Source organism: Gilliamella sp. CG25 (assembly GCF_046635705.1).
Classification (GTDB): Bacteria; Pseudomonadota; Gammaproteobacteria; order Enterobacterales; family Orbaceae; genus Gilliamella; species Gilliamella apicola_I.
The window spans coordinates 35,816-52,824 of record NZ_JBIDFJ010000009.1 but is presented as its reverse complement, the minus strand read 5'-3'; the positions used below and the strand labels follow the sequence as shown (position 1 = coordinate 52,824).

16 protein-coding genes are annotated in these 17,009 nt (G+C 35.5%); 8 read left to right on the top strand and 8 right to left on the bottom strand.

Translation table 11 applies throughout. The features are described from left to right. Window positions 1-10 precede the first annotated feature (10 nt). A complete protein-coding gene (asd, locus tag ACGH6P_RS08210; RefSeq protein ID WP_411597230.1) occupies window positions 11-859 on the top strand; it encodes an archaetidylserine decarboxylase in 849 nt (282 codons plus the stop codon). Between the two features lie 10 nt (window positions 860-869). Beyond that, window positions 870-3,473, top strand: coding sequence for a miniconductance mechanosensitive channel MscM (mscM, locus tag ACGH6P_RS08205; RefSeq protein WP_411597229.1), 2,604 nt, complete (start codon window positions 870-872; stop codon window positions 3,471-3,473). Here the strand turns inward: mscM and ACGH6P_RS08200 are convergent. Continuing rightward, the gene (locus ACGH6P_RS08200) at window positions 3,470-4,000 is read right to left on the bottom strand and encodes a DedA family protein (RefSeq protein WP_411597228.1); all 531 of its coding nucleotides are present in this window, start codon (window positions 3,998-4,000) and stop codon (window positions 3,470-3,472) included. The genes mscM and ACGH6P_RS08200 overlap by 4 nt on opposite strands. A 207-nt stretch (window positions 4,001-4,207) precedes the next feature. Here ACGH6P_RS08200 and fdhD point away from each other — a divergent pair, with 207 nt between their 5' ends. The 4 genes from fdhD to ACGH6P_RS08180 all read left to right on the top strand — a co-directional run bounded on the left by fdhD (window position 4,208) and on the right by ACGH6P_RS08180 (window position 8,465). Further along, window positions 4,208-5,014, top strand: a complete 807-nt coding sequence (gene fdhD, locus ACGH6P_RS08195) for a formate dehydrogenase accessory sulfurtransferase FdhD (protein WP_411597227.1) — start codon at window positions 4,208-4,210, stop codon at window positions 5,012-5,014. 245 nt (window positions 5,015-5,259) lie between these two features. Continuing rightward, the gene (locus tag ACGH6P_RS08190; RefSeq protein ID WP_411597226.1) at window positions 5,260-6,078 is read left to right on the top strand and encodes a purine-nucleoside phosphorylase; all 819 of its coding nucleotides are present in this window, start codon (window positions 5,260-5,262) and stop codon (window positions 6,076-6,078) included. A 55-nt stretch (window positions 6,079-6,133) separates the two neighbouring features. Beyond that, the gene (locus ACGH6P_RS08185; protein WP_411597225.1) at window positions 6,134-7,375 is read left to right on the top strand and encodes a nucleoside permease; all 1,242 of its coding nucleotides are present in this window, start codon (window positions 6,134-6,136) and stop codon (window positions 7,373-7,375) included. A gap of 184 nt (window positions 7,376-7,559) precedes the next feature. Beyond that, window positions 7,560-8,465: an EamA family transporter gene (locus ACGH6P_RS08180; RefSeq protein ID WP_411597224.1), complete on the top strand. Its 906-nt coding sequence runs from the start codon at window positions 7,560-7,562 to the stop codon at window positions 8,463-8,465. Window positions 8,466-8,527: 62 nt separating this feature from the next. On the opposite strand, the gene dsdC is transcribed toward ACGH6P_RS08180, so the two are convergent. After that, on the bottom strand, window positions 8,528-9,463 hold the full coding sequence (gene dsdC, locus ACGH6P_RS08175) for a DNA-binding transcriptional regulator DsdC (RefSeq protein ID WP_267361203.1): 936 nt from the start codon (window positions 9,461-9,463) through the stop codon (window positions 8,528-8,530). 696 nt (window positions 9,464-10,159) lie between these two features. On the opposite strand from dsdC, the gene ACGH6P_RS08170 reads away from it, so the two are divergent. Continuing rightward, a complete protein-coding gene (locus ACGH6P_RS08170; protein WP_267351328.1) occupies window positions 10,160-10,579 on the top strand; it encodes a hypothetical protein in 420 nt (139 codons plus the stop codon). A gap of 347 nt (window positions 10,580-10,926) precedes the next feature. Continuing rightward, complete coding sequence (locus tag ACGH6P_RS08165) at window positions 10,927-11,406, top strand: hypothetical protein (RefSeq protein WP_267351326.1); 480 nt, start codon at window positions 10,927-10,929, stop codon at window positions 11,404-11,406. A gap of 106 nt (window positions 11,407-11,512) precedes the next feature. Here the strand turns inward: ACGH6P_RS08165 and amtB are convergent, their stop codons facing one another. From amtB to ACGH6P_RS08135, 6 genes are all read right to left on the bottom strand, one after another. Next, complete coding sequence (amtB, locus tag ACGH6P_RS08160; protein ID WP_267361199.1) at window positions 11,513-12,793, bottom strand: ammonium transporter AmtB; 1,281 nt, start codon at window positions 12,791-12,793, stop codon at window positions 11,513-11,515. Window positions 12,794-12,807: 14 nt separating this feature from the next. Then, on the bottom strand, window positions 12,808-13,146 hold the full coding sequence (glnK, locus tag ACGH6P_RS08155; RefSeq protein ID WP_220216771.1) for a P-II family nitrogen regulator: 339 nt from the start codon (window positions 13,144-13,146) through the stop codon (window positions 12,808-12,810). Window positions 13,147-13,408: 262 nt separating this feature from the next. Then, window positions 13,409-14,902, bottom strand: coding sequence for a dGTPase (dgt, locus tag ACGH6P_RS08150; RefSeq protein WP_411597223.1), 1,494 nt, complete (start codon window positions 14,900-14,902; stop codon window positions 13,409-13,411). Between the two features lie 18 nt (window positions 14,903-14,920). Beyond that, a complete protein-coding gene (gene purK, locus ACGH6P_RS08145; RefSeq protein ID WP_411597262.1) occupies window positions 14,921-15,985 on the bottom strand; it encodes a 5-(carboxyamino)imidazole ribonucleotide synthase in 1,065 nt (354 codons plus the stop codon). A gap of 7 nt (window positions 15,986-15,992) precedes the next feature. Then, window positions 15,993-16,493, bottom strand: a complete 501-nt coding sequence (gene purE / locus ACGH6P_RS08140; RefSeq protein ID WP_267351318.1) for a 5-(carboxyamino)imidazole ribonucleotide mutase — start codon at window positions 16,491-16,493, stop codon at window positions 15,993-15,995. 143 nt (window positions 16,494-16,636) lie between these two features. Continuing rightward, window positions 16,637-16,987 carry a RidA family protein gene (locus ACGH6P_RS08135; RefSeq protein WP_411597222.1) on the bottom strand — a complete coding sequence of 117 codons (351 nt, stop codon included), beginning with the start codon at window positions 16,985-16,987 and terminating at the stop codon, window positions 16,637-16,639. Window positions 16,988-17,009: the final 22 nt, after the last annotated feature.

Sequence of the window (17,009 nt, the reverse complement as noted above, 5' to 3'; positions counted from 1 at the left end):
AGAGTGACTTATGTTAAATCAGCTTAAAGCAATTATTCAGTATCTTCTTCCAAAACAGTTTTTAACAATTATCTTTGGATGGTTAGCCAAAAAACAGTTGGGAAAAGTCACAACATGGATGATTAAAGGCTTTTGTAAGTTATATCGAGTCGACTTAAGTGAAGCAAAGTTCACTAATGCCACAGACTATAAAACATTTAATGATTTTTTTGCGCGGGAATTAAAAGAAGATGCTCGCGAAATTGATACGGCTGAAAATTCAATTATCATGCCCGCCGACGGCGTGTTAAGCCAATTTGGTACAATTCAAGATAGCCAATTATTACAAGCAAAAGGACATTTTTATTCACTCGAATCTTTGGTTGCTTGTCATCCAGATATGATTAAGTACTTCCAAAATGGATCTTATGCCACCACCTATCTATCGCCCAAAAATTACCACCGTTTCCATATGCCATGTGACGGTACATTACGCGAGATGATCTATGTGCCTGGTTCACTTTTTTCAGTCAGTAAAGCCACAACAGAAAGCATTCCGAATATTTTTGCGCGTAATGAACGTGTTATATGCCTTTTTGAAACAGAATTGGGGCCAATGGCACAAATATTAGTCGGGGCTACGATCGTCGGAAGTATTGAAGTAGATTGGGCTGGAATAATCACACCACCACGTGAAGGAATTATGAAACGTTGGACATATTCTGATGAAATTAAACTCAGCAAAGGTCAAGACATGGGATGTTTCAAATTAGGTTCAACCGTTATTACATTATTTGCTTCAAATGCGATTGAATTTTCAAACGATCTTAAAGTTGGGGATGTAACACGTGTAGGTCAAAAATTAGCTGAAAGGATTTAACAATATGTGGATGCGTGGATTATTGTATTTGTTATTAATGGTTTTTTCTTCAACCCTATTCGCTGAAGAAAAAATAACGACTATTGATGATGTTCAACAACTTACTGAAATCGTTGATAAACTCAACGAAACTAATGAAGATCTTCGCCAAAATATGGAAAGCCAAAAGATTCATTTAACCAGTATAATTAACGAACAGACAAATATATCAACGCAAATCTCTCATGTTCAAAATACCCTAGCTACTCTCGATGAACAAGGGGAGTGGCTAAGCTTTTCAACAGCATTAGGTGAAACATTACGTCAACAATTATTACGTTTACCTGAAAAACCAAAATCTTTAGCGCTCGACGCAGAAATAGCCAAAGCAAAAGTTCAACAACTTAATTACAGTAATGTTCTTAAAAATTTGGATAATTATCCAAATTTATCTAATCAAATTAACGCTGGAAAACAAGGCTCGCAATATCGCCGTCTATTACGTGAACAAAGCGAGTTACTTAAGACGTTAATCGCAGGTACAGATACCACGATTTTAGAATTAACCAAATTAAAAATTGCCAATAAGCAATTAATTAATGCTATTGACGAAGTGAATGATGCTGCTCATCGATATTTCTTCTGGGTTGCTGATGTAAATCCCGTATCATTGAGTTTTCCGTTACAATTAGCTAAAGACGTCAATTATGTTATTTTTTCGATCGACTCGCTTTCACAATTATATAAAGCGGGAATCCAAATACTGACGACCCCGAAAACGCTTTTTTTACTGATTTTATCGATATTATTTGTCGTTGTGCATTTTAAAATGCGTAAAAAATATTACGCATTTTTGAATAAATCTGCCTCCCGTGTGGGTAAAGTAACGCAAGATAACTTTTCATTAACTTTAGAAGTTGTCATATATTCTTTAATTATGGCTTTACCGGTTCCTATTTTATGGGCAGTCTTTGGCTATGCATTACAACTCAACTGGGATTATCCTGTTGCCGTTGCGTTAGGATACGGTGTTAATGCTGCTGCTCCAATTTTATGGGTATTTATCATCACGGCACATCTGGCATCACAAAACGGCTTGTTTATTAGTCATTTTGGTTGGTCATCTAAAAAAGTCCGTGCAGCCATGAAATATTATCAATTATCGGTATGGCTTGTCATACCATTGGTAATGGTTGTCATGAGCTTTGATCAGTTCAGTAATCGTCAATTTGCCGCAACCATTGGGCGTATTGCGTTTATCATTCTTTGCTTTGCGTTAGTGTTTATGACTAACTCTATCCACCGAGCAGGCGTTCCACTTTATATTGATAAAAAAGGATCGGGCGAAAATTTATTAAGCCGTATCGTTTGGCTAATACTTCTTAGTGCGCCATGGCTTGCCATTATTGCTGCTTGTTTGGGTTATCTATCAACGGCACAAGTTTTATTAGGTCGTCTTGAAGCATCGGTCGTGATTTGGTGTGGACTTCTCGTTATCTATTTTATGATTCGTCGCTGGATGTGGATACAAAAACGGCGTATCGAATTTGAACGAACTAAACAACGCCGTCTTGAACGTCTGCAACGCGCTAAAACACCCGAAGAAGATCTGGCTGACAACGTTGATGAGCCTGTTATCGATTTAGATGTGATTAGTGCACAATCTTTACAACTTGTGCGTTCTATCATCATGTTAATTGCTTTAATTAGTATGATTTTACTTTGGTCTGAATTACATTCAGCATTCGCATTTATGAATAATATCAAACTTTGGGGAACTACCACGATCATCAATGGTACCGAAGTTGAACAATATATTACTTTAGGCGCGGTATGTATTGCTATTTTGGTGATGACAATTACCGTCCAATTAGTTAAAAATCTACCTGCCTTACTGGAATTGGGAATATTGCAACACTTAGATTTAGCACCGGGCACCAGTTATGCAATATCAACCTTATCAAAATATATCATTTTAATGATTGGCTCCATGATGGCCTTTTCATTTATTGGGATAGATTGGTCGAAAATACAATGGCTTATAGCGGCACTTGGTGTTGGTTTAGGTTTTGGTTTACAAGAAATATTTGCAAATTTCATTTCGGGATTAATCATTCTTTTCGAAAAACCAGTCCGAATAGGCGATACCGTAACAATCAGGGATCTGACTGGTAATATCACCAAAATTAACACTCGAGCCATCACTATTGTTGATTGGGATCGAAAAGAGATTGTGATGCCGAATAAAGCATTTATCACCGAACAACTCGTTAACTGGTCATTGTCAGATTCTATTACACGAATTGTACTCACTATACCGGCTACAATTGATGCCAATAGTGATCTGGTTATTGAATTACTTCAAAAAGCCTCGGATAAATGTGAATATGTGCTTAAAGACCCTGAACCGCAAGTTTTTTTAGTGGATATTCAAGAAGGTATTCAATTATTTGAACTGCGTGTTTTTGCTGCTGAAATGGGACATCGCATGGTGTTACGAAGTGCAATCCATAAATTAATCCTAGAAGCCTACCGTGAAAACGGTCTGACACTCCCTTTCCCACCATTACAAACCAATTTAGAGGCACTGGGTCGCAAAAGTGGGCGTCGTAGTTATACTGTAGGAACCATTTAACCAAAAAGTGTCTCTAACCAAGGCACGCCAAAGGCGCCTGGCGCTAACAGAACAAATGCCCATATCGGTGCTGAGGTGATGTTAGCTAAATTAAACTTAGTTGTTGGCATATGCATTGCGCCAGCAACTAACGGCACTACGGCTCTTAACGGACCAAAAAAACGCCCGATAAAAACCCCTAACGCACCATAACGTTGAAAAAATTGCTCTGCTCGAAAAACCAATTTAGGATACTTTTTAAGTGGCCAAGAATGGATAACTTGATGATGATAATGTTTACCTAACCAATATGAAATTAAATCACCCAAAATGGCTCCTAGCGAAGCAGCAATCAATACCGGTAAAAAAGAGAGTGTACCTGTTCCAATAAATGCACCTACACCTAATAATATAGCCGTTGCTGGAACCACTAAAGAAATAATGGCAAGCGATTCACCAAATGCTAATAAAAATATAATGGGCAAAGCCCAGATTTGATGATTTTCAATAAATTGCATTATGGTGTGTGTAATTTCATTTAATGACATAATTGCATCACAAATTTTCAATTGATTATGGTGACCTATTTTATCATAATAAGTAAGTATTAGCGTTAAGTTATCAGTGCATTATGAATTATCTTACAACTATTTTTAAGTATGCTAATACCCTATTTTCAACAAATCCAGATAGCGTATAATAGCTAATCACTTAGCCATAACGTTTTATAAAAGACAGATAGCCAGAGAAAGTCTATGACAATCGGTTTAGAACATATTACCGTTGAAAAATTTAACAGTAATCAACCTATCCATTCAGAACATGATGTTTTAGCTATAGAAACCCCTGTTGCATTGGTATATAACGGTATTTCACATGTTGTCATGATGGCAACCCCTAAAGACCTTGACTATTTTGCTATCGGCTTTTCATTAACAGAAGGAATTATTCAATCCCTAGATGACATCTACAGCATTGACATTATCAAAGTGACAAATGGTTTTGAAGTGCACATTGAGCTATCATCACGGCGATTTTTTGAGCTTAAACAAAAGCGCCGGAACTTAACAGGTCGAACAGGTTGCGGTATTTGTGGCACGGAACAGATTGAACAAGTCTGTAACATCTTGCCTACCTTGTCATCCACTCATTTCATTGAGTTATCCTATTTTAATCAAGCATTGTCAGCATTAAAACGTGTTCAAACTGTTGGTGAACAAACGGGTTGTACGCATGCTGCAATATTACTTGATTTAGCAGGTAATTTTATTGCTGGTTTCGAAGATATAGGTCGACATGTCGCATTGGATAAATTGTTAGGCTTTCGAGCGACACAACTTAAAAAAAATCCGAATTTTCCTCAAGGTATTATTGTTGTTTCAAGTCGAGCCAGTTATGAAATGGTACAAAAAACCATTCATTGTGGAATTGAAATATTGATGGCAGTATCCGCTGCAACCTCGATGGCAGTCGATATGGCCAAGAAAAGTAATCTTACCTTAATCGGTTTTTTCAAAAATGATAAAGGTGTGATTTATTCAGCTAGTCACCGAATACGTTAAAAGGTGAACAATGCGAGTTTAACGATAAATTTTTATGTGATCTTTTTCGCGTTTTAAAAAAAAGATGATTAATTATTTTTTTAGATATGACATACTACGGCGATTTTAAGAATGTGCCAAAAATAACAACGCCATCACATATTCTCAAAATGAATTTATTAATAATACATTAATCTTGAAAAGATGAATTAGCTTCATCAAAATTTATTCTTACAAACATCTACAGACAATTTAAGGATACATCCATGCATCAAACATCTGATATTCAACAAGCGGTCAGCTATATTCAACAAAAAACCAATAAAAAACCAACTATTGGTATTATATTAGGTTCAGGATTAGGCCCTTTTGCCGATACGCTTGAAGATGCAATCCATATTCCTTATGACACAATCCCTCATTTTGCAAAATCAGCTGCTGTGGGACATTCTAATGAGTTAGTTATTGGTCAATGCGGCGATAAAACAGTAGTTGCCATGAAAGGACGTTTTCATTACTACGAAGGATTTTCGTTAGATCAAGTGACCTTTCCGGTGCGAGTCATGAAAATGCTGGGCGTTGAAAAACTGATTATTACCAATGCTTGTGGTGCAGTGAATACCAGTTTTAATCCTGGTGATTTAATGCTGATCACTGATCATATTAATTTGACGGCAAATAATCCTTTAATTGGCCCGAACAACGATGAACTAGGTGTACGTTTTTTAGATGTCAGTGAACTTTATAATAAACAATTACGTGCAACCGTTTTAGACGTTGCCAAAGAACTTAATATTACCTTACGCCAAGGCGTTTATGCTTGGTGGACAGGGCCAACTTATGAAACACCAGCAGAAATTAGAATGATTCGGGTATTAGGTGCAGATGCAGTCGGTATGTCCACTGTGCCTGAAGCCATTATTGCTCATCATTCGGGAATTAAAACGATAGGCATATCCTGTTTAACGAATATGGCTTGTGGTATTTTGGATCAACCATTAGGGCATGAAGAAGTGATTGAAACAGCAGAACGTGTAAAATCAACGTTTTTACAATTAATTACTAAAACGATAGCACGCTTTTAATTACTGTTTTATTGTGTTGATGTTGTATTAAGGGTTTACTTTGTAGGTATCTGTAATGAACATAAGCAATAGATTGAAAATAATGTTGTTTTTCCAATACTTTATTTGGGGAAGCTGGCTGGTTACCTTTGGCTCTTATATGAGTCATACTCTCCATTTTTCAGGGACTGAAATAGGATTAGTGTTTAGTTCAAAGGGACTTGCCGCATTAATCATGCCATGCATTATCGGCATTATTGCAGATAAATTTTTACAACCTAAATACCTTTTCATGCTATGTCATACAATCTGTGCCATTGCACTTTTTTATGCAGCATCAATCACTCAACCTAATCCATTATTTTGGGTAATGTTAGCGAATGCTTTAGCATTTATGCCCACTATCGCTTTATCGAATTCAATCAGTTATCACTGTTTAGACAACAATAATATTGATTCATTAAAAGCTTTTCCTAAAATAAGGGTTTTTGGTACCGTAGGCTTTATTATTGCAATGTGGATAATAAGCCTACTTAAATTAGAACAGAGTCATGCACAACTCTATGTAGCCAGTATCGCATCAATCATACTTGTCATTTACAGTTCGACACTACCTAAAATAACGATTCATAAAAAAATAAAACAGTCATGGTATTCTCGATTAGGATTAGACGCATTTGTACTTTTTAAAAAACCGACAATGGCGGTGTTTTTTTTATTTTCGGTATTAGTAGGCGCTATTTTGCAAATAACCAATACTTTTGGTACCACCTTTTTGCGTGATTTTAATAAGATTCCGCAATTTGAAAATAGTCTAATTACACAGTACCCGGCTATTTTATCTTCAGTTTCACAAATGGCAGAGGTTGCCTTTATCTTAACTATCCCATTTTTTCTCAAAAAATTGGGGATAAAAAAGGTCATAATGATAAGCTTAATCGCTTGGACTTTAAGATTCGGACTATTTGCATTTGGTGACCCAACACCATTTGGTTTTGTTTTACTCATGTTATCCATGATTGTTTATGGTTGTGCATTTGATTTCTTTAATATTTCCGGTTCAATTTTTCTTGAAAAAGAGGTTAATGCAAGTATACGAGCCAGCGCACAAGGTTTATTTATGACTATGGTAAACGGTGTCGGGGCTTATTTAGGTTCAATTATCAGTGGTTTAGTTGTCGATATGTGTACCCATAATAATGTAAAAGATTGGCAAGTAATATGGTTAATTTTTGCGTCTTATGCACTCATTTTAGCTATCGTGTTTTACTTTAGTTTTCATGATGACCATACAAGCAATAAACAGATTAAACAATAGGATAGTCAACTCATATAATGGATTATAACAACATGTTTATCTTCTAAATCGAATCAATTCGTATTCATTATCATCACTCATTTAATGAACTTGAATAAACGACAGGGCTAATCCCCCTGTAATTATGTTTTACATCGAAAATTATCGATGAAGTTTTTTGTTACAAAAGTATTGAGATTCAAATATGAAAGAAAAATTTTTAGGCAGTTTTCTAGTTTTTTTAGGGGCATGTAGTTTTGGTGTCCTCTCTTCTATTGTAAAAACCGCTTATCAAGCTGGATATACATTAGGTGAAGTTACCGGTGTGCAATGTTTTTTGGGTATGCTGATACTATGGGGCAGTCACCTAATCGTTAAAAGCTTAAATAAACCCAAAGCAACCCCTGTTAAACATTCTCCTTCTACCCCAAAATGGAAAGTGTGTGCTGTTGGAATTTTTCCCGGCTTAGTTGGTATCTGCTACTATCAGTGTGTTCAATTAGTTCCGGCATCAATAGCCATTATTCTACTGATGCAATATTTATGGATCAGTATCATTATTGATTTTGTCATATTTAAAAATAAACCCAGTAGCGTTCAACTTTTGACAGTAGGCATTATCATCATCGGTAGTTGCTTAGCAGCAGGCGTTCTTAATCAAGACATTCATTTAAATTTTTCAGGCTGTTTATTTGGATTTTTAGCCGCTTTAATGTATTCCCTTTTTATCACTACCAGTAGTAATGTGGGTAACGATTTACCAAAGCTTGAAAAAAGTGCCTTAATGATAACGGGTGCATGTATTATTACGTTTTTAATTTTTCCACCGTTATTCTTTTTTAAATACAGTATTTCAGACCCACTTTATGTATTAGGATTCTTATTGGCGTTATTAGGAACCGTTTTACCGCCCTTTTTATTTTCGGTTGGTATGCCAAAAATTGGCATTTCATTTAGTGCGATATTATCGGCAGCTGAGCTTCCGATAGCCGTGACCTGTTCTTATTTCTATTTGAAAGAATCTGTCTTGTTAACGCAATGGATCGGCGTCATCATTATTCTATCAGCCATTGCATTGTTAAATCTGAAAAATCTTAAGAAAGGCTCATAACGGCGTTATAATTTACGAATAAGACTAATTCGCTTTATATATACAAATTCTGACATCAAGGCTTAAACATAACGTTTAAGCCATTTAATAAAAATATCCGCTTTCGGATTATATTTGGTTTGTGGTCTTAAAATGTAATAACGCTGTTTACATAATAATTCCATATCAGGAAAAGGCATAACCAACTCTTTCGTTTCCAAATATTTACTAATTAACTGTTTTCGTCCCATGGCAATACCGGTATGGTTAATAGCCGCAATAATAGCTAAATCAGAACGATCAAAGATGATTTTGGGGATATCATTAAGTTCAAAAGGTAATGAAAAATTATTTGCCCATGACTTCCACTCTTCTAAGTTGGAGTCATGTCCCCAAGCTTGTCCGTCATGCAATAAAGTACAATTGGTCAATTTATCCACATTACCATATAAATCCTGTTTAAGCGCATAAGCGTGGCTACAGACTGGAATAATGGTTTCATTCATCAAATGGTCATAACGAACTTCTTCATAGCGTAGCGCATCAAAATAGATGGCAAGGTCAATATGATGACGATTAAAATTACTCACTTCATTACCGGACAAAATATTCAAACTGATATACGGATACTGCCGAGTAAATTCAGCAAGTTTAGGGACTAACCAACATTGAGTAAATGACGGTTTTGCATAGACCGTTAATGTTCCAGCTGCCTCTTGATTCGTTATTTCCAGAATTTCTTGATTCAAATTACGAAGCGAATTTTTTACTGCACTAAAAAGATTTTTGCCATTATAAGTCAATTCAATACGACGATGAAAACGCTGAAATAACTTAAAACCTAGCTCATCTTCTAATTTATTGATTTGATGACTGACAGCACTTGGGCTAATACAAAGCTCTTCTGCGGCTAAAGCGAATGATAAATGGCGAGCTGCTGATTCAAAAGTATGTAGTTTAGCTAATTGATAACGATTAACGATACGGCTTTGTGCCAAATATTTATTTTCATCATACATCTGTAATTCTCCTGTACTTCGACGGTCAAACTTCAGTTAGCTGTTTTTCAACTTTCATCTTTACATTTACAAACAATAATATGTAGGACAAGTATTGAAAAGAAGGACTTGCTGGTTTTAAATTACTTTTTTAGATGAATCCAGTTCATGTTAAGTTGTTTATTTATCATTTGTCAAATATTAATCAAAAACATCTAATAATAACAGTATTTAACAGCTTAAAAAGACGGCATTTTTAATTCAAAATTTATAATTTTTACTAAATTAATCATTAGTATAACGTAGATTGAAGTTTTTGTCGTGAATTGTTATTCATTCATCTTGTCTGATTAGCCTATTTAGTGAGTTAAACCGGCTTAAAAGAATGGTGATCGATAAAATTAAGATGAATGTAATGAGTTTGTTGTATTCAATATTGGTTAGACAACTTAGCCGTTAATTTAAGTTACTGCTATATAGTCATCCTAATATTTTAATAAGAATGTGAGAGTGAATAAGATCGAATAAATATTAAATTTAAATGCGTCTAGCAAAATGTCTTATCCATTTTTTATGTTTAATTTAAACATATTCCTCCACAATCTTTATTGCAATGAACAATTTCTATACTTTTGTAACCTTAATAGTTTGATTTGTTATACTTGTTTCTACATTTTTATTTTTTAAATCAATAAAATAATATAGAGGAATAGGATTATGATGTTTCAAGACCTTGAAAAACGTCTACTAAGCCACCATTTAGTGATTAGTCTTGTTAAATTGGCAATATTTTCTTGGTCTAAACGAAGAATAACCGTTTTAACTCAAAAATTATTTTTTCAAGTATTAACAAAAATAGGCGTAATGGAATGTGATCAACAACTAGTAAGAAGTACTTCTTATCACGAGAAATCATCTCCAAAAGCGGCTGTAACAAAAGGAATTATTAAGCCAAATAAAATTATCATATCGAACACAACATTATTTCCAGAAAAACACTATCATCTCGACAGTTTAAGTAATTATTTGCTTAACAATATAGTTATTTTCTTAGGAAAGCTTATACCTATGTCGATATTTTCTCATTATGGAGATCAAGCTGAATTTGATTTAAAGAGTGATATGAAAACGAGTTAGCCGAACAGAATTGGTAATTTTATTGGTATTTTTATTCGAAATTAGTGTTAAGTTCTTGGTTAGTTTTATCCATTATAAAGCGTATTAGTAATGACAGGAGGCATTAAATTTTAATTTTCGTCTTGTAAAAATAAAGTAAATAATAATTTTTTAACTTGATTTATTAATTGTTGAATAGCATTTAATCGACTTGTTATAAGGAAATTACAAAAAAACTGGAAGTTAGTTATTTTATACTGATGTAGCACCGTAACAAGAAGTATCTTAAGAAAACAAGTAACAATCGTTTTTTTCATTGTCCGACACATTGTTATATTATTGTCCTGAAATAGAAAGGAAGTTATAGAATGAAGACACATAAAAAACCATTATTTACCTTAGTACAAAACAGTGAATCAGTAACAAAACAAAATACTTTAAGCTATTTAGACTCTAAACTAAATTATCCGGATTGCGTAGATGAAATCATTGCATTACGTATTAAGGAGCTTAAATTACATCATACTGAGTATAAAGAAAAAGAGTACAACGAAAAAAATACTTTTCGTAAAAATAAAGAGTTTTCATTTATATTTGGGGAAATATTTGAATCCGAACACCATGAGAAACAAATCGGTATGTTAAAAGATGAGATAGCTTTGGCTAAAGAGTCCAATAAAGTAAAGGAATTACTTGGTACTCGATTGAAAGAGATGGCTAAAGTATACCCAGATGTTGAACTTGATCTAAGTGATGTTGATGTGATCCCAACACAAATAAAAGAACATTTGTTTGCTCCACCTTTAATCTTAACTGAAGATAATGCCATTATGCTTTGGGATGATTAAAAAATAGTTTTAACAATAATTAATACTAGGTCTAATAAATTACAGGGTATAAGCCCTGTAATTTATTTAATAGGTTTGTTAGAACAAATACTAATATTTATCAGTGCTAACTGTTAAAGGCACTTTCACCATGGCTGTTAATATCTAATCCTTCACGTTCATGCTCTTCTGATACACGTAATCCAACTGACAAATCGGCAATTTTATAACCAATCAATGCGATAATAGCTGTCCAAACAACACAGGTAATCACACTCAATAATTGGATACCTAATTGGCTTAGCATATTCATGCCTTGGGCATAACCAATGCCGCCTAACGATTCTGCTGTAAATATACCTGTTAGCAGACAACCTACAATACCACAGACGCCATGTACTCCAAACACATCACAGGTGTCATCAATTTTTAACCTTTTTTTAAGAGAAGATACGCCCCAAACACCGGCAAAACCACAAATCAAACCAATTAACATTGCGCCACCAACGCCGACAAATCCAGCGGCTGGCGTTATGCCAACTAATCCAGCAATAACCCCTGAAGCAGCGCCTAAACATGATGGTTTACCTCGCAATACCCATTCGGCAATGGTCCACGCTAAAACGGCGGCTGCCGTTGCTGCGACCGTATTAATAAAAGCCAAGCTGGCAATCTCATCGGCTTGTGTTGCCGATCCCGCATTAAAACCAAACCAGCCAATATAAAGAATTGCTGCCCCTAAGTACACATAAGGTAAATTGAAAGGTTTTAAGGGCTCACGATTATAACCGATACGGTTTTTAAGCAGATAGGCGCCAATTAATCCGGCAACTGAAGCATTAATATGAACCACCGTACCACCAGCAAAATCTAATGACCCTTCATCCCCTAATATACCCCCGCCCCAAACCATATGAGCCATCGGTATATAGGCGAATGTAAACCAAATTACCATAAAAATTAATACTGCTGAAAAACGAATACGTTCCGCAAAAGCCCCCAGTATTAAACAGCAGGTTATACAGGCAAAAGAGCCTTGAAAAGCGATCCAAATCAGCTCATAAATCGTTCCCGAGAAGTCCGTTATCTTCACGCCAATTAATAAAAAATGGTCGAAGTTACCAAAAAACCAATTTCCTTGACCAAAGGATAAGGTATAGCCATACGTTATCCAAAGCACGGTGATTAATGAAAAAGTAACCAATACTTGTGACAACATGGATAACACGTTTTTAGAACGTAATAATCCACCATAAAAGAGTGCGATACCCGGTACGGACATAAATAGTACCAGTGCAGTACAAATCATCATAAAACCATTATCCGCTTTATTAGCAATAGGAACTTCATTTGCCAATACTGAACCAGAAACCAATAATCCAAACACTAAACTTAATTTTTTTAACATAATATTATCCCTATTTATAGTGCTAACTCATCGGTTTCACCCGTTCGGATCCGAACAACGTGCATCAATGGCGTAACAAAAATTTTTCCGTCGCCAATTTTGCCGGTATAAGCTGCCTGACAAATTGTGGTAATAGCTTCGTCGAGTTGATCGTCACTGATCGCTAACTCTATTTTCACTTTAGGTAAAAAATTAACAGTGTATTCTGCACCCCGATAAAGTTCGGCATGACCTTTTTGCCGCCCAAACCCTTTTACTTCTGTAACAGTTAATCCAGTGATACCAATATTTGAAAGTGATTCTCTGACCTCTTCTAATTTGAAAGGTTTAATCACAACAGTCACTAATTTCATCTATGTAACTCCTCATCTTTTACTATGGGTAATCAACATAATGCAAAGGTTATGCCAGCTTTGATTAAGATTAATTTGTTGTGATTTTAGATAAGCAATGATGAAGCGTTATCATGCAGGTATAAAACATGAATTGTATAACAAATGATTGAGCTGATAAGCTCTATTGGGTTATCAAGAAAATTTAACTCGATAGCGTTTGATGCACTAATCTGGTGCTATTGCGTTTTTGTAGTGCCTTTTAATCTATTCATTAATTTAATTAGAAGGTCACCATTAACTTGCGGTATTCATCAAAAGCAAAGTGATCAGTCATGCCGCTAATATAATCTTGCAACAAACGACAACGATAATAGAACTCCCAACTTTGAAAAGTCTCTTTCGTTTCATCTTTATTCTTAATAGCTTGTTGATAAGCATCCCGATGTTTAGCGGAAAGTTTATGATAAAGCCGTGTTTCAATCGGGTATTCTTTGTGATTATCGTCTTTTACTAATTTTAAAAAATCATGGGTTGGCATATCGAGTAAAGGACTATAGATATCTAACAATCCACTGATAATTCGGTGACCTTGTAATTCAATATTTTCAACAGATTCATGATTAAAAACATATTTGACCCCAACCGTTTTAAAGATATTTAATAATTTATATTCAGCCCCGTTACCTTCTAAGAGCGCATTATTAAATGAACCATGGTATATCTCCTCGATATTTTCAATAAAACGTTCAGCAGCATGAGGGACGAGTTTTGTGATAGTGTTAACACGTAAATACATGAAAAATTGCCCAATAGCTATCGCATTAAATTGATTTTGTCTTAGATTTTCATATGAACGCTCGACAACTTTATCAAAAAGATCACCAGGTTTGGTTGGCCCCCAAGCGTCCTTTAAATATTCATAAAGTTGTTGTACAGAAAATAATTTTTTTTCAACTGCATCTTCAAGATCGGCAATACAGTAAGAGATATCATCTGCTGCTTCCATAATATAAGTGAGTGGATAACGGTGAAAAGGTTCAATATCAAGTTGTTCAGATAACTCTTTGATAAAAGGATCTTCAGATAAGTAATATCCCGGTTTTTTCATCAAATAGGAAAATTGAGCGGGAACTTCACGCAACCAATAGGCAGGTTTGGAATATTTTAATATTGATGCAATTTGCGAATAAGTAAGATTTAATCGCAAAATGGTATGAACTAATCGTATGGCTTGTGCATTACCTTCAAAATTGCATAAGTCTTGACGGATTTTACTTTTCAACTCCTGAAGCTCAGTATTATCCGTTTTTTGTATTTCAAGCACAGGATAATAAGATGATGCATGAATTTTTAATCGTGAGCCAAACCATTGGTTAATTGCTTTTTCACCAAAGTGTCCGAAAGGAGGATTACCAATATCATGCATTAAACAAGCCATTTCAACCAAACTTTCAATCGGCATAATAACTTGTTCTAATCCCAATTGTTCCAGTTTTCCGGCGTTGCTAAGACGATGAATGATCTCTTTAACAATATAACGCCCTACCTGTTGTACTTCCATGGAGTGGGTTAATCGTGTTCTGACAACTGAATTACGCTCTAATGGAAAAACTTGTGTTTTTTGCTGTAAACGGCGAATCGCAGCAGAGTTAAGGATCCTTCCTCGATCGCTTTCGAAACAACGAATTATTGAGTAGAGATTGGTTATCTTTTCTCGGGTTTTGCTTGCGCTACGTTGATAGTTAATTTTTTTATTGAAGTCGATCACACTCAATCCCTTGTATTCATATTATTATAATTTCTGTTTCACCCATTCAATAGCCGATTGATATTCCACTGGTAATAACGATATCAAACTAGCTAAAGATTGCTTTAATTTATCTGGATTATCATGTGTTAAATTGATATGCCCTACTTTACGCCCAACTCGGACTTCCTTTTCGTACCAATGCAGATGCACTAAATCAATCGATAACCATTTTTTATTGAGTTCTGTACCGATTAAATTCACCATAATTGAAGGGGTAAAGACATCTGGCTTAGGTAGTGGCAATCCTAATAAAGCCCTTAAATGCAGTTCAAACTGACTAATTGAAGCACCATTTTGTGTCCAATGTCCACTATTATGCACACGAGGCGCCAGTTCGTTAATGAGCAAATCATTACCCATCACAAAACACTCCATCGCCATGACACCCACATAATTTAGTTTATCCATAATAGCCGATAACATGTGTTCAGCTTTTGACTGTAATATTTTGTATTCATCCTGTAAGACAACACTCATTTTTAGAATACCGTCTTGATGTAAATTGTTAGTCAACGGATAAAAAACTTTGTCCCCATTGGCATTACGTGCCCCAATTAGTGAAACTTCTTTTTCAAATTTAATGGTTTGCTCAACGATCGCATGACCATAAACTTCATCGGGTATATTGACGTTATTTTCATCGTTAATCCGCCATTGACCACGACCGTCATATCCGCCTGTTCGACGTTTAACAATCAAACGTTGTCCTAACTGTGCAAACAGATTTGTCCACTGTTGTTGATGTTCAAGTGAATGCCATTTCGCTGTTGGTAGACCAAGTCCATCGAGTAACTGTTTTTGCGTTAAACGATCGGCAATAATAGGGAATACATGGCGATTAACAAATTGAGGATGGTTAGCTAAAAGCTTGGTAAAAGGCGTATCAGGCCAACGTTCAATTTCAGCAGTAATCACCGACTGTTGATAAGGAATTGAATCGGGTTCAACATCTATGCCAACAGGATAGACTTTTATCCCTAAAGGCTCCCCCGCTTGTCTTAACATTCGTCCTAATTGCCCGTTTCCAAGTACACATACCGTTTTCATTGTCATGTTAATCTTCAACTCGCGGATCGGGATGATTAAGGACATCATCCGTTTGACTTAATCGCCAAAGGGATAATCGTTGGAAAATATCGGCATCATGCAAGGAAAGAATTTGCGCCGCAAGTAAAGCGGCATTTGCTGCCCCAGCTTTACCAATCGCTAGCGTACCAACAGGAATGCCTTTAGGCATTTGCACAATTGAATAAAGACTATCTACCCCACTTAAAGCTGCGGTTTGAACAGGTACACCCAGTACAGGGACAAGCGTTTTAGCCGCTAACATACCCGGTAAGTGAGCTGCACCGCCAGCACCAGCAATAATCACATCAATGCCCTTTTGCTTTGCGTCCTGAGCAAATTGAAACAGTTTATCTGGAGTACGATGAGCAGATACGACTTCAACATGATAAGGAAGACTGAGTATATCGAGCACGTCAGCAGCATGTTGCATCGTTGCCCAATCACTTTTGGAGCCCATAACAATAGCAATTTTAGGTTGAATACGCATAGAAAATTGTATGAATATTTAAAAGATTAAGTAGATAAAGTATACACTAAAATTTTATGAATGGGGATAAAAAGGATCGTTAAGGATATACACCATGCCACCCTTGCCTACATAACAAAGGTAGCATGTGCATCAATTTTAATTTACGCTTTAACCGCAGCAATAACTTTTATTTCAACCAGATACGCTTCTACCATCAGCGCACAATGTACCGTACAACGAACGGGCGCACTACCTTTTGCTACCCATTCATCCCATGCTTTATTCATTGCGATAAAATCACTTTTGTGGGCAAGAAAAATGGTGACATCTAAAAGCTGTGTTTTATCACTATTTGCTCTGGCTAACATATTATCTATTTCAGCCAGTGCACTTTTAGTTTGTGCATAAGCATCGTCGATTAAATTAGTCGGTACACTGGTATAATAAATTACATCATTGTGTATTACCGCTTCAGACCAACGTTCAGCTGGATCAATTCGTGTTATTGTCATCATTTATTCCTTATAAGATGAT

Excerpts from the sequence above, each read along its gene's own strand:
- asd (WP_411597230.1), top strand. The coding sequence starts at position 11 with ATGTTAAATCAGCTTAAAGCAATTATTCAGTATCTTCTTCCAAAACAG.
- mscM (WP_411597229.1), top strand. The coding sequence starts at position 870 with ATGCGTGGATTATTGTATTTGTTATTAATGGTTTTTTCTTCAACCCTA.
- ACGH6P_RS08200 (WP_411597228.1), bottom strand. The coding sequence starts at position 4,000 with ATGTCATTAAATGAAATTACACACACCATAATGCAATTTATTGAAAAT.
- fdhD (WP_411597227.1), top strand. The coding sequence starts at position 4,208 with ATGACAATCGGTTTAGAACATATTACCGTTGAAAAATTTAACAGTAAT.
- ACGH6P_RS08190 (WP_411597226.1), top strand. The coding sequence starts at position 5,260 with ATGCATCAAACATCTGATATTCAACAAGCGGTCAGCTATATTCAACAA.
- ACGH6P_RS08185 (WP_411597225.1), top strand. The coding sequence starts at position 6,134 with ATGAACATAAGCAATAGATTGAAAATAATGTTGTTTTTCCAATACTTT.
- ACGH6P_RS08180 (WP_411597224.1), top strand. The coding sequence starts at position 7,560 with ATGAAAGAAAAATTTTTAGGCAGTTTTCTAGTTTTTTTAGGGGCATGT.
- dsdC (WP_267361203.1), bottom strand. The coding sequence starts at position 9,463 with ATGTATGATGAAAATAAATATTTGGCACAAAGCCGTATCGTTAATCGT.
- ACGH6P_RS08170 (WP_267351328.1), top strand. The coding sequence starts at position 10,160 with ATGATGTTTCAAGACCTTGAAAAACGTCTACTAAGCCACCATTTAGTG.
- ACGH6P_RS08165 (WP_267351326.1), top strand. The coding sequence starts at position 10,927 with ATGAAGACACATAAAAAACCATTATTTACCTTAGTACAAAACAGTGAA.
- amtB (WP_267361199.1), bottom strand. The coding sequence starts at position 12,793 with ATGTTAAAAAAATTAAGTTTAGTGTTTGGATTATTGGTTTCTGGTTCA.
- glnK (WP_220216771.1), bottom strand. The coding sequence starts at position 13,146 with ATGAAATTAGTGACTGTTGTGATTAAACCTTTCAAATTAGAAGAGGTC.
- purK (WP_411597262.1), bottom strand. The coding sequence starts at position 15,985 with ATGAAAACGGTATGTGTACTTGGAAACGGGCAATTAGGACGAATGTTA.
- purE (WP_267351318.1), bottom strand. The coding sequence starts at position 16,493 with ATGCGTATTCAACCTAAAATTGCTATTGTTATGGGCTCCAAAAGTGAT.
- ACGH6P_RS08135 (WP_411597222.1), bottom strand. The coding sequence starts at position 16,987 with ATGACAATAACACGAATTGATCCAGCTGAACGTTGGTCTGAAGCGGTA.